6 protein-coding genes, 1 tRNA gene and 3 pseudogenes are annotated in these 12,925 nt (G+C 60.8%); 4 read left to right on the forward strand and 6 right to left on the reverse strand.

The window, feature by feature from the left end; genetic code table 11:
• Nucleotides 1-61 precede the first annotated feature (61 nt).
• Nucleotides 62-1,480 carry a short-chain fatty acid transporter gene (locus tag LOY28_RS04105; RefSeq protein ID WP_018929542.1) on the reverse strand — a complete coding sequence of 473 codons (1,419 nt, stop codon included), beginning with the start codon at nt 1,478-1,480 and terminating at the stop codon, nt 62-64.
• A 196-nt stretch (nt 1,481-1,676) separates the two neighbouring features.
• On the opposite strand from LOY28_RS04105, the pseudogene LOY28_RS04110 reads away from it, so the two are divergent.
• The 3 pseudogenes from LOY28_RS04110 to LOY28_RS30030 form a co-directional block, all read left to right on the forward strand.
• Nucleotides 1,677-2,592, forward strand: a pseudogene (locus tag LOY28_RS04110) (MFS transporter).
• Nucleotides 2,593-2,800: 208 nt separating this feature from the next.
• A pseudogene (locus LOY28_RS30025) lies at nt 2,801-3,487 on the forward strand (PAS domain-containing protein); the annotation flags it as partial.
• Nucleotides 3,488-3,589: 102 nt separating this feature from the next.
• Nucleotides 3,590-4,027 (forward strand): annotated as a pseudogene (locus LOY28_RS30030) (methyl-accepting chemotaxis protein); the annotation flags it as partial.
• A gap of 75 nt (nt 4,028-4,102) precedes the next feature.
• Here the strand turns inward: LOY28_RS30030 and ggt are convergent.
• The 3 genes from ggt to LOY28_RS04130 form a co-directional block, all read right to left on the reverse strand.
• Nucleotides 4,103-5,947, reverse strand: coding sequence for a gamma-glutamyltransferase (gene ggt / locus LOY28_RS04120; RefSeq protein WP_258613120.1), 1,845 nt, complete (start codon nt 5,945-5,947; stop codon nt 4,103-4,105).
• 138 nt (nt 5,948-6,085) lie between these two features.
• Nucleotides 6,086-6,162, reverse strand: a tRNA-Met gene (locus LOY28_RS04125).
• Nucleotides 6,163-6,278: 116 nt separating this feature from the next.
• The gene (locus LOY28_RS04130) at nt 6,279-8,336 is read right to left on the reverse strand and encodes a methyl-accepting chemotaxis protein (protein ID WP_258613121.1); all 2,058 of its coding nucleotides are present in this window, start codon (nt 8,334-8,336) and stop codon (nt 6,279-6,281) included.
• 320 nt (nt 8,337-8,656) lie between these two features.
• Between LOY28_RS04130 and LOY28_RS04135 the strand changes: the two genes are divergently transcribed.
• Nucleotides 8,657-9,874, forward strand: coding sequence for an MFS transporter (locus tag LOY28_RS04135; RefSeq protein ID WP_064616169.1), 1,218 nt, complete (start codon nt 8,657-8,659; stop codon nt 9,872-9,874).
• 98 nt (nt 9,875-9,972) lie between these two features.
• Here the strand turns inward: LOY28_RS04135 and LOY28_RS04140 are convergent, their stop codons facing one another.
• Both LOY28_RS04140 and LOY28_RS04145 read right to left on the reverse strand, forming a co-directional pair.
• On the reverse strand, nt 9,973-11,310 hold the full coding sequence (locus LOY28_RS04140) for an OprD family outer membrane porin (protein ID WP_408981046.1): 1,338 nt from the start codon (nt 11,308-11,310) through the stop codon (nt 9,973-9,975).
• A 148-nt stretch (nt 11,311-11,458) separates the two neighbouring features.
• Complete coding sequence (locus tag LOY28_RS04145) at nt 11,459-12,901, reverse strand: amidase (protein ID WP_086946014.1); 1,443 nt, start codon at nt 12,899-12,901, stop codon at nt 11,459-11,461.
• Between the last annotated feature and the right edge of the window lie 24 nt (nt 12,902-12,925).

A 12,925-nucleotide genomic window follows, 5' to 3' on the forward strand; every position in this document is an offset into this window, starting at 1 on the left:
AGTCGCCAGTGTGGAAGCAGCCCGCTTCCACACTGGATTGGTGGTGGATTGAAGGTCGGCGTCAAGGCATCACCGGCGCCATATACGTAAGCGTCGTCCCTAGCGCCCACAGCAGAAACAGCACCAGTGGCGTGTGCACCAGCAACTGCACGAACGAAAACCCGATCAGATCCCGGGCCTTTAACCCGAGCACGCCCAGTAGCGGCAGCATGTAGAACGGGTTGATCAGGTTCGGCAGGGCTTCGGCGGCGTTGTAGATCTGCACGGCCCAGCCCAGGTGATAGTTCAGGTCGTTGGCCACTTGCATGACATACGGCGCTTCAATGATCCATTTGCCACCACCGGACGGGATGAAGAAACCGAGGATAGCCGAGTACACGCCCATCAACAGGGCGTAGGTGTCGTGGGACGCAATTTGTACGAAAAAGGTCGAGATGTGGTGGGCCAATGATTGTCCGTCGGTGCCCTTGACCACCGTCATCAGGGCGGCGATCGAGCCGTACAGCGGGAACTGGATCAGCACACCGGTGGTGGTCGGCACCGCACGGGCCACCGCATCGAGGAAGCTGCGCGGGCGCCAGTGCAGCAGCGCGCCGAGCATCAGGAACAGGAAGTTGTAGGTGTTCAGTCCGGAAATCGCGCTGATCGCCGGTTTGGTCGCAAACTCATGGAACAGCCATCCGGCCGCCAGCAATGCCAGCAGAATCGTCAGCAGCGGGCTGTATTCCAGCCATTCACCAGGGCGGGTACGCGGTGCTGGCGCCGGCAGACTGAAACCCGGATCGATACCGCAGGCTTTGGCGTCACGGGCTGTCGCGGGGCCGGGCGCGGTGGCGTAGGCAACGATTAGTGAGACCACGGTCAGTGCCAGCAACAGCACACCCGACTGCCAGAGAAAGATCGTTTGAGTGAAGGGAATGACGCCCGTGATCGACAGAATCGATGGCGGCAAACTGGCGGGGTTGGCTTGCAATTGTGCCGCGGACGACGACAGACCCAAGGCCCAGACCGCGCCCAGACCAAGATAGGCGGCGGCACCGGCGGCTCGGTAATCCATTTTCAGATCGGTACGGCGGGCGAGGGCACGTACCAGCAGCCCGCCGAATACCAGTGACAGCCCCCAGTTCAGCAACGACGCGACCATGGAAATCAGCGCCACCCAGGCCACGGCGGAACGGCCGTTTTTCGGGACCCGTGCCAGGCGATCGATCAGTTTCACCGCCGGTGGCGAACTGGCGACCACGTAACCGCCGATCACCACGAATGCCATCTGCATGGTGAACGGAATCAGGCTCCAGAAACCGTCACCGAAGGCCATGGCGGCGTCGGTGGGTTTGGCGCCCATGGCTATGGTCGCCACAGCGACGATGATCACTGCCAGCGCGGCGAATACCCAGGAGTCGGGAAACCAGCGTTCGGCAAAGTTTGAACAATGCAGGGCAAAGCGCGCATAGCGGCTATCTTCGATATCAGCGGCCACGGGAGTACCTCGTTTTTATGTTTATTGTGGGGTTCAGGGCGCAATGGCCCATCCGGTCGGTGCCAACAGTAAATCAATCGGCCCGTTGCGGGGACGCTGTTTGGGGCGTTTGGGACTATGGTCTAACGGGTTGTCCACAAGCGCATTTGCGTAGACCGTGGGCGCCTTGGTTTTTTGCCTGCCAGAGTTCTTTTACATGACTGCCAACATCAATGCGCGCCCGGCGCCCTTCACTTGCTCGGACTACAAGACCCTGGGGCTTGCAGCCTTGGGCGGTGCGCTGGAAATCTACGACTTCATTATTTTCGTATTCTTCGCGCTGACCCTCAGCCAGCTGTTCTTCCCGCCGGAAATGCCCGAGTGGCTGCGTCTGCTGCAAAGCTTCGGGATCTTCGTCACGGGCTACCTCGCGCGTCCGTTGGGCGGGATCCTGATGGCGCATTTCGCTGACCGGTTGGGACGCAAGAAGGTGTTCAGCCTGAGCATTCTGATGATGGCGTTGCCGTGCTTGCTGATCGGGATCATGCCGACCTACGCCCAGATCGGCTATTTCGCACCACTGTTGCTGTTGGCCCTGAAGGTCCTGCAAGGCGCGGCGGTGGGTGGTGAGGTGCCGAGTGCCTGGGTGTTCGTCGCTGAGCACGCGCCGGTCGGACATCGCGGTTATGCCCTCGGTTTCCTGCAAGCGGGGCTGACCTTCGGTTACCTGATCGGCGCCTTGACGGCGACTTTTCTGGCTCAGGCGTTCACCTCGGCGCAAATCCTCGATTACGCCTGGCGTTACCCGTTTCTGCTGGGCGGTGTGTTTGGCGTGATCGGTGTCTGGCTGCGCCGCTGGCTCAGCGAAACCCCGGTGTTCATGGCGATGCAGGCCCAGCGCGAGGCCGCTGTCGAACTGCCGCTGCGCACGGTGGATTTCCTTCACCTACAACATTGCCTACGCCGCCTGGGCGAGTGTCACACCGCTGCTGTTGATCGGTCTGATGCCATGGAGTCCGTGGATTTGTGTGATCTTCTGCGCGGTGATGGGGGCCGTGGGCATCAGCAGCGCGGTGTATTTCGGTGCGCGAATGCCGCGAGTCGGGGGCTGTTCGGTGGCTGGCGCGGCATGAGGCTGTTTGTGCCGCGACTATTTTTGTAGGACAACCCTGCAACACTCTTCAGAAAATACCTGCAAAGCCGATGGCTAGGCTGTAAGCCGCTTTTTATCTCTGTCCATCGGTGCTTCCCATGTTCAATAAACGCTTGAAGCAGGAGCTGTCGGCTCTTCGCGAAGAACTCTCCAGCCTTCTGCAAGTCAAGGAGAGTCTGGAAAGCGAGATGCTGGTCCTGACTCTTGACTCCGATGGGCGAATTCAATCGGTCAACCAAAACTTCGTCAGTGAGATGCTCTACAAAAGCAATGATCTGATCGGCCGGCACATCGAAGACCTTGTTCCGGTCCATGTGAAATCGGATGAATTCCATAACCGTTTCAAGGCCGCGCTGACCCGTGGCGAGCACTTTGCCGGCGCGGTCCGTTTGCTACGCGGCAACGGTGCCGAAGCCTGGTTGCGTTCGATCATGCAGCCGGTGCGCTCCTCGGACGGCCGTATCAAGAACTTCTCGATTTACTCCAGCGACCTGACCCGTACCATCGAGGCGTCCCGTGAGCATGAAAACCTGATTGGCGCGCTGGTGCGTTCGACGGCAGTGATCGAGTTCGACCTCAATGGCAACGTGCTGATGGCCAACGAGCGTTTCCTCAGTGGCATGGGTTACAGTCTGGCGCAGATCCAGGGTAAACATCACCGCATCTTCTGTGAGCCAGAGGAATACAACAGCGCTGAGTATCAGAACTTCTGGCGCCGTCTGAACGCTGGCGAGTTCGTCGCTGATCGTTTCAAGCGTGTCGATAGCCACGGTCGCGTGGTCTGGCTGGAGGCTTCCTACAACCCGGTGCTCGATGCCAACAACAAACTCTACAAAGTGGTGAAGTTCGCCACGGTGATTACCGATCAGGTCAATCAGGAGCAGGCTGTCGCCGAGGCGGCCAACATTGCCTACAGCACTTCTCAGCAAACCGACCAGAGTGCACAGCGCGGAACTGCCGTGGTGACCCAAGCTGTAGACGTGATGCGTGACCTGGCCAAACACATGCAAACCGCTGGCGAAGGTATCGAAGCACTGAACGAGCAATCGCTGGTGATCGGCACCATCGTCAAAACCATCAGCGGCATCGCCGAGCAGACCAACCTGCTGGCGCTCAACGCGGCCATCGAAGCGGCTCGTGCCGGTGAACAGGGACGTGGGTTTGCCGTGGTGGCGGACGAAGTCCGGCAATTAGCCTCGCGCACCAGTCAGGCGACCGATGAAATTGTCGGCGTCGTGCGTCAGAACCAGGACATGGCGCGCAACGCCGTGGCGCTCATGACTGACGGCAAACTGCAGGCTGAACAAGGTCTGGCGCTGGCGGCGGAGGCGGGCACGGTGATCGTCGAGATCCAGGACGGTGCGCAGAAAGTGGTGAACGCAGTCGGGCAGTTTGCCAACCAATTATCGACTTGATGCTATCTATCCGGCGCGGGTATTCCTCAAAAAGGCCTACCTCCCGGTAAGCCTTTCCTCATTCCTGCGTAAGACTCAATCCCCCAACGCTTCCCCCTCACGCCGTGGATCGGCCCCGCCGGCCAACGCGGCTTTCCCCTGCGCATCCTTGACCCGAACAATCGCCTGCGTCCCGCTGGTCATGTCGATCTCGCCCACGCTGTGCCCTTTGTCCTTCAGTGCCTGAATCAGTGCCGGGCTGAACTGATTCTGTTCCAGTTCGGTCGGGCCGTTGCGGCTGCCGAAATTGGGCAGGTTAATGGCGGCCTGTGGGTCGAGGTTCCAGTCGAGCAGGCCAATGGTGGATTTGGCCACGTACTCGATGATCTGCGAGCCGCCAGGGGAGCCGACGGTGGCCAGGAACTCGCCGCTCTGGCGGTCGAAGATCAGCGTTGGTGCCATGGACGAGCGCGGGCGTTTGCCGGGTTCGACGCGGTTGGCGACTTTTTGCCCTTGCTCTTCGGGGATGAACGAAAAGTCGGTCATCTGGTTGTTGAGCAGAAAACCCTGGACCATCAAGTGTGAGCCGAATGCCGCTTCCACGGTGGTGGTCATGGACACGGCATCGCCCTCGTCATCGACTGCCACCACCTGCGAGGTGGAGATGCGCAGCGGCGAGCGGTCCGGCGCGTAGGCGACCTGAATGCCCGGCGGGGTGCCGGGTTTGGCCTGGCCCATGCTGCGATCACCTATCAAGGCGGCGCGGCTGGCCAGGTAAGTCGGGTCGACCAGCCCTTTGACCGGTACGGGTACGAAGTCGGTGTCGGCAACGTACTGCGCACGATCGGCATAAGCCAGGCGTTCGGCTTCGGCGATCAGGTGCACGGCTTCAGGGGCTGGCTCTATGCCCGCTGGTTTGCTGGTCTTGACCGGTTTGAGTGGTGCCAGGGCAAAGCGTGGGTCGCGGGTTTCCAGGGCCTGCAAGGTGCCGAGGATTTGCGCCACGGCGATTCCGCCCGATGACGGCGGCGGCATGCCGCACACTTTCCAGCGTTTGTAGTCGGTGCACAGCGGCGCGCGTTCCTTGGCCTTGTAGCCCTGGAGATCGCTCAGCGACAGGCTGCCGGGGTTGGTATGGCCCTGAACCTTGGCGACGATCTCTTTTGCGATCGGCCCTGTGTACAGCGCGTCGGGACCTTCCTTGGCGATGCGCTTGAACACTGCGGCGAGTGCCGGGTTTTTCAGCTGTGTACCGACGGCTTTCGGGTGACCATCGGCAGTCAGAAAGTAGGCGGCCATGTCCGGTGAGCGCTGGATAAACGCGTCGGCCGCGATCAACTGATGCAGTCGTGGCGAGATGGCGAAACCTTGCTCGGCGAGTTTGATGGCGGGCTCGAACAGCCTCGCCCACGGCAGGCGACCGTGCTTTTGATGGGCCAGCTCCAGCGCCCGCAACACGCCCGGTGTACCCACCGAGCGCCCGCCGATCTGCGCCTGAGTGAAAGGCATCGGTTTGCCGTCGGCTTGCAGGAACAGTTTCTCGGTGGCGCCAGCCGGTGCGGTTTCGCGACCGTCGTAGGTGCGTACGGCCTTGCCATCCCACAGCACAATCAACGCACCACCGCCGATACCCGACGATTGCGGCTCGACCAGCGTCAACACCGCCTGCATGGCAATGGCCGCATCAATCGCCGAGCCACCCTCGCGTAGCATCTCCCGTCCGGCTTCGGCCGCCAACGGGTTGGCGGCCGCGGCCATGTGCCTGGAGGCGTGCCGCGTCTGCAGGTCGGTGCGATAACCAGAGGTGATTTCCGGCGCGGCCGGCAAGGTCGAGATCGAAGGCGAAGAGGGCGGGGCGTTACACGCGGCGAGGGTTAAAGCGGTGGCGATCAGCGAAAAGGCTGACAGGCGATAGCGGTTCAAGTGGAAGGCTGAGAACACGCGAGGCACTCCGTCCATGGGATAAAAGGTCCAGGGACTTTATCGGTCGAAGGAGTGCTACGCAAATCAGGGGGCGCCCGCCACTTTTCTCGAGGCATAAAAAAACGGCCTACCTTTCGGTAAGCCGTTTTTAGTACTTGGTGGCTACACAGGGACTTGAACCCCGGACCCCAGCATTATGAATGCTATGCTCTAACCAACTGAGCTATGTAGCCAAGTGGCGCGCATTATTCACCTGGAACGACGATGCGTCAAGCGTAAATCTAAAATATTTCTCCACACTTTCAACCGCTTATCCCGCTGACCCGAAAAAACGGGTCAGGGGAGGGCATCAACCGAGCTGAAATCTCCCGGTATTCGCACTCAAGGCCTTGCTGCCCTGACTCAAGGTGTCCGCGGCGAGGTTCACCGCCCGCGCACCTTCGAGCAAGCGTACCGCCGCCTGATCGACTTGCTGGATGTTGCCGCTGACTTCATCGGCGGTGCTCGCTTGCTCTTCGACGGCGGTGGCGATTTGCGCCAGGGTGTCGGTGACGCTTTGCACCGCGCTGGCGATTTCCCCCAGGCGTTCGCCGAGACCGGTGACGGCTTGCGCATCCGATTGCGCCTGGTCGCAGGCGGCTTCCATCAGGCTTACCGCTTCGTTCACGGTGCTGCGCAGGCTGTCGACGGTGCCGGCGATCTGCGCGGTGGAGGACTGGGTGCGTTGCGACAGGCTGCGCACTTCATCGGCCACCACGGCAAAGCCGCGACCTTGCTCGCCAGCCCGTGCGGCCTCGATGGCGGCGTTGAGGGCCAGCAGGTTGGTCTGCTCGGCCACGCCGCGAATGGTATCGACCACCAATTGAATCTGCTGCCCTTGCTCGCTGACCCGACCCAGTGCCGCCGCCGTGTCATTCAACCGCTGATTGAGTTGCTGAATACTCGCTGTCGTACGCTGGCTGTCACGGCTGCTATCGGCGGCGATGCGCTGGGTATGCTGAGCGCTGCCAGACGCCTGTTCGCAACTCTGGGCGACCCCTTGGGAGGTCGCGGCCAATTGCGTGGCCGCTGCGGCGATCTGGCTGATCTGCAACTGCTGGGCTTCGACTTCGCCAAGGGCACCCCTGGAGTGATCGTTGAGGGTGCGCACCGCGTTGCTTAACTGCAGGGTTTCGTGATCGACCCCCAGCAAACTGTTGCGCAGTTGTACCACCGCGACGTTAAGCGAGGTGCTGATCGCCGCCAGTTCGTCGCGGCCATGTACCGGCACTTGCAGGCTCAGGTTTCCGTCGCGCAGTGCTTCGGCCAGCAGTGTGATGCCGCTGGCGCTGCGACGGATCGAGGCCTGTAGACAGATGAACAGGTACAGCGCGGCCAGCAGCAGGCAGCCAAAAATTGTCGCCACCAGGATGAACTGGCGGATGGCCGAGCCGTGGTAATAATCCAGCCGTTGATCCAGAGAAACCAACGATTGCTGGCGCAGCGAGGCAAGGTTACCGAGGAGGGCGTCGAGACTGCGTTCGAAGTCTTCGGGCTTGAGGTTGATGCTGCCACCGAAGACGCCGTCGTCCAGCACTTTCAAGCCGGCATCCAGCTGCTTGAGGCTGTCATGGTACTGCCCGGCCCAGGTTTGCAGGGCGCTGGGCAAGCGGGCTTCCAGCAGGCTACCAGTTTTCACCAGCTGTTCCCGAGCATCGCCGATGCGGCTGCGCAAGTCGCGCAATTGCAGGCGGCTTTGCAGAGTGAACTGCCCGGACACCACCGAAGCTTGACCAACCGCGGCGAGGCGACCGACCCGTTCGATCAGGTCCGGTGCGTGTTGAGTGGAGATCTGCGTCAGCAGATAAGTTTCCAGCCATGGCGCGAGGGTCAGGCGATTGTCCATGGCGATTTGTTCGCGCAAGGCTTGCAGGGCGCTCAAGGCATTGGTGAAGCGATCATAGCCGTCCGGCCACCATCCAACGCTGCTCAGGCTTTTCGAATCCAGGCCGGTGAGGGCGCTTTGCAAGGCTTGATAGCGGGTGAGGGTCTCGCCCTCGGCGCCTTCGGTGTTCAGGGCATTGCCCAAGTCTGTGATCGCTTGGGCCACGGCCGGCTGAACCGTGTCGAACGCTGCCATCGCCGCGATAGTTGCAGGTGTCGGCTGGCGATTGGTTTCGGTGGCGCGCCAGCGCGCGGCGCGGTCACGCTGGGCGGCGAGCAAGTTGTCGAGCGCATCCAGGGCAATCAATTGCCGGACCCCGGCGCGTTCGCCGGCGATCAGGCTCAACTTGTCACGATAGTCCTGGCCGATCATCCACAAGCTGCCTGCCAGCGGCAGGATAAACAGCAGAAACAGCAGCTGAAATTTGCGCGCGAAGCCGAAACGCCCCAGCAGCCCGATCCCCGGTGATAAAAAAGCCTGCATGCCCCATGACTCCTCTGGACACCACGCACCATTGGCGTGCGTCGAGGCCATGGCGACCGCGACTGATGTCCTTCTAAAAGGCCTCGAAAGTTCACCTTGGTCCGCTCTGTAGGCCGACTCTGTAGCGAAACTTCCCATTCTCGGTCCCCTTTGTAAGGGGCCGCGTTGAAGCGGATAAGCAAGGCAAGATTCAGACCATGGCTTTGCGCTATCACCTTTTTTGAGGTCGTTAGCAAGCTAAGGGGATGGCGCGACTGCACCGAAAAATGGCACATTGACCGACCTGCCTGTGCGCACCCATCCGCAGTACGGAAACTCTCATGGCCATCAGCAACGCTCAGTCCGCCGCGACATCGACGCCCGCTCCTTCACAAAGCAGTCCGCTGGTCATGCGCATCATCGGCGCGGTGGCGCTGGCGCACTTGATCAACGACCTGATTCAGGCGGTGCTGCCGTCGATCTATCCGATGCTCAAGGCCAACTATGGCCTGACCTTCACCCAAGTCGGCCTGATTACCCTGACCTTTCAATTGACGGCCTCGTTGTTGCAGCCGTGGGTGGGTTACCACACGGATCGCCATCCCAAGCCCTGGCTGTTGCCGGCCGGCACTGTCTGCACATTGATCGGCATTCTGATGATGTCGGTGGTCGGTAGCTTTCCGATGATTTTGCTGGCAGCAGGGTTGATCGGCATCGGCTCGTCGACTTTTCACCCGGAAGCTTCACGCGTCGCGCGACTGGCCTCGGGCGGGCGCTTCGGCCTGGCGCAATCGACGTTTCAGGTCGGCGGTAATGCGGGCTCGGCCTTCGGGCCGTTGTTGGCGGCGGCGATCATCATTCCCTATGGTCAGGGCAATGTGGCCTGGTTCGGCGTGTTCGCACTGTTTGCGTTGTTCGTGCTGTACCGGATCAGCCGCTGGTACGCCAATCACTTGAACCTGTTCAAACTCAAACAAGGTCAGGCAGCGACGCACGGTTTATCAAAAGGCCGGGTGATCAGTGCGTTGGTGGTACTGGGGTTGCTGGTGTTCTCCAAGTATTTCTACATGGCCAGTCTCACCAGTTACTTCACGTTCTACCTGATCGAGAAATTTGACCTGTCGGTGGCCAGCTCGCAGCTGCATCTGTTCCTGTTTCTCGGTGCGGTAGCGGCAGGGACCTTCTTCGGCGGGCCGATCGGCGACAGGATCGGGCGCAAGGCAGTGATCTGGTTCTCGATCCTCGGTGTGGCGCCGTTCACGCTGCTGCTGCCCCATGTGGACCTGTTCTGGACCAGTGTGTTGAGTGTGGTGATCGGTTTCATTCTGGCCTCGGCGTTCTCGGCCATCGTGGTGTATGCGCAAGAACTGGTGCCGGGAAATGTCGGGATGATTGCCGGAGTGTTCTTCGGCCTCATGTTCGGTTTCGGTGGGATTGGTGCGGCGTTGCTCGGGCATTTGGCGGATATTCGCGGCATCGAGTATGTGTACTTCCTGTGTTCGTTCTTGCCGCTGTTTGGGGTGTTGGCGATCTTTCTGCCAAGAACCAAAAAAGTCTGAACCAACATCCCTCCACTGTGGGGACCGGCGAGCTCGCTAAGCTTCCACAATGTTTCGCAAGTGGGGCCGATGATTCTGTTCGGCCCAAAAAGCCCGCCTCAAAAAATCCACATCGGCAGATTCGCCACCAGGCGGACCTCGTCGTAGCTACCGTCGATCTGCCCGCCCGTGGCCCGATGGTTGTAGACAATGGTGCGAAACACCGCGTTTTTCAGTGCTCCGGATTGCACCACGTACGCCACCATTAAACCGTTTTCGTCGTGTTTGGCATTGTCCAGACCCCGCACGTTGTAACCGGTATTGCGCCCGTTACGGTCGCCGTTGTAATGGGTGCCGTCGATGTCCCAGCCTTTTGCGTGCCACAGACTGGTCGTCAGGCCCGGTACCCCTAAAGACGCCAGATCCAGGTCGTAGCGCAGTTGCCAGGACTTCTCGTTCGGGCCGTTGTAGTCCGAGTACAACGAGTTGGCCATGTAATTGCCCGTGGACTCCCAGACGTAATCGAAATACTCGTCGCCAAACACCTGCTGCCAGGCCAGAGTCAGGCTGTGGGCCCGGTGCGATGCGGTGAACGCCAGGCTGAAGGCGTCATTGTCGATGTAGCCCAGGCGCTGCTCGCCCTGATCCTCGGTGTGGTAGTAATTCAGTGCAGTCTTGAGCGCAATCTCGCGCCGATCCCCGCTCAACTGGGTCAATCCCAGATAGGTCTGCTGCCACATGTCCTCGAAGCGTGAGGTGTAGAGGCTGACGTCCAGACCGTAAGGGGTTTTGGCCATTCCTCCGAGGTAGGAAATACGCGACCCCGAATACGCCCGGTTACCGAAGGTGGTGGTGAGTTTTTCGCTGCCGGTACCGGTACGTGGAATCGCCCGTTCGAAGCTGCCGGCCTGCAATGACAGCCAATCGAGTTCGTTGCTGAACAGGCCTACGCCCTGAAAGCTCGAGGGCAGGGCGCGATTGTCCTTGTAACGCAGAATCGGGTTGTCGGTGAGCAAGCGACCGGCCTTGATTTCTGTGCTGGAAAAACGCAGCCGCAGATCACCGACACCCAAACGACTCCAGGTCGGTAGCGCATCGCCATCGCTGTCCACCAGCACCCGATCGCCACCATTGGCGACACGCCCATGTCCGCGCTCCAGGTTGATGGCGCTGAACAATGAAGCGTCCAGCCCGAAGCCGACCGCCCCTTGGGTATATCCGGAGCTGTAGTTGAGCATCGCGGTTTGCACCCAGGTTTCACGGATGCGGGTCCGCTCCAGGCCATCTTCTTTCTTGATCCCCAGGTAGGTAGAACGTCGGGTGTGTTGGTTGGCATAGTAATGGCGCAAGTTCAGCCCCAAATGGCTGCCGTCGACAAAACCCGGGGCCTGGGCTTGAGTGGTCGGCGTTTCATCCGCAGTTACAATCAAAGGGCTGCCGACGGCAATGCTGGCCATCAGAAGTACACGAAAATCCATTTCGATAAGTCTCTAGAGGAACAAATCAGGCGCACGTCGCTAATGCTGTCAGTGAAGAAATTTGAGCGACAAAAATCCTGTGGGAGCGAGGCTTGCCCGCGAAGAATGCACCGCGGTGTTTCAGCGATTACGCGTTATCGTTCTTCGCGGGCAAGCCACGCTCCCACAGGCGAGACGGCGGGCTGGGCCAGTGGCGAATCGTGCCGCGCCAGTTTTCATAGGTCTTGCCGAGCCGAAGCAACCACTGGTCTGCGAAGCGCGGAGCGATCATCTGCAGGCCGATCGGCATGCCTTGGTCGGTAAAGCCGCAGTTGATTGACAGGGCTGGCTGCTCGCCCATGTTCCACGGCACAGTGAAGACGATGTGCTCGAACGGCAGGCGCGGGTCATTGGTGGGCGAGGCCCATTCAGCCGCAAAGGCGCTGACCTGGTTGGTCGGCGACAACACCAGGTCGACATTATGAAAGACCTCGGCTGCCCGGCGCCGGATTTCGAACGTCTGGTTGAACCCCTCAACCGCCTGCACGGCGCTCAGGTTCTCGGCCGCTGCCGCCCAGTCGCGAATGTAGGGCAAGACCTGATCGAACCGTTCGGGGCTCAGGGCCTGCAACTGACTCCACTGTCGCGCCTGCCAGAATTGATCCAGGCCCTGGAGCACGGCGCGGTCCATCAGTGGCTTGATCTGACGTACCTGGGCGCCCCTGCTTTCGAATAGGCGAGCCGCTTCCCGAACCGCCGAGCACACCTGTTCGTCTGGTTGAATGCCACAGCCGGGATCGAGCATCAGACCGATTTTCAGCCCTTGGACCGACAACTGTCCCAGGGCCCAATCGCCTTGTTCCGGTAGCAGGCTGGTAGCATCCCGCGCATCGGGGCGGGACAGGTAGCGCATCATCAGCGCACAGTCATCCATGCTGCGGGTCATGGGGCCGGCACAACGGCCGGTGTAATAGGGGTCGATGGGGATGCGCCCGAGTGTCGGCTTGAATCCCACCAGGGCGCACCAGGCTGCGGGCAAACGGACCGACCCGCCGATGTCGGTGCCGACATGCAGCGGCCCATAGCCGGCCGCTGCTGCCGCCGCCGCGCCGGCACTGGAGCCTCCGGGATTGTTCGCCAGGTTCCAGGGATTGCGTGTTACGCCGTGGAAACTCGACAGCCCCGACGACAACATCCCGTAGTCCGGAACCGTTGTCTTGCCCAGGACTATCGCTCCGGCCTCACGCATCCGCGCCGCCGGTGGTGCGTCGGCTGTGGCCGGGATCAGCTCGGTCGCGGCGCAGCCCAGGGGAATGCAGTCGCCTTGCGTCGCTATCAACTCCTTGAGTGTCACGGGTAAACCATCGAGCAGACCACGGGGTTGGCCCCGGCTCCAGCGCTCGCTGGCGGCAGCCGCCTGTTCCCGGACCCGTTGCGGGTCAAAGGCGTACAAGGCATTAAGATGGGGTTCCCAGCGCTCGATGTGGGCCAGCAAATGGTCGTAGTATTCCAGCGGTGACAGTTCCTTGCTGGCGAACAACACCAACAGTTGCACCGCCGATAGATCATGCAAATCGTTGACGCAGCTCATGCCAATTGCCGTCCTTTGGTATTC

The organism is Pseudomonas sp. B21-017 (genome assembly GCF_024749245.1).
Taxonomy (GTDB): domain Bacteria; phylum Pseudomonadota; class Gammaproteobacteria; order Pseudomonadales; family Pseudomonadaceae; genus Aquipseudomonas.

What these genes read in the sequence shown, in the direction of transcription:
- LOY28_RS04130 (WP_258613121.1), bottom strand. Translation starts at nt 8,336, where the DNA reads ATGCAGGCTTTTTTATCACCGGGGATCGGGCTGCTGGGGCGTTTCGGC.
- LOY28_RS04135 (WP_064616169.1), top strand. Translation starts at nt 8,657, where the DNA reads ATGGCCATCAGCAACGCTCAGTCCGCCGCGACATCGACGCCCGCTCCT.
- LOY28_RS04145 (WP_086946014.1), bottom strand. Translation starts at nt 12,901, where the DNA reads ATGAGCTGCGTCAACGATTTGCATGATCTATCGGCGGTGCAACTGTTG.
- LOY28_RS04140 (WP_408981046.1), bottom strand. Translation starts at nt 11,310, where the DNA reads ATGGCCAGCATTGCCGTCGGCAGCCCTTTGATTGTAACTGCGGATGAA.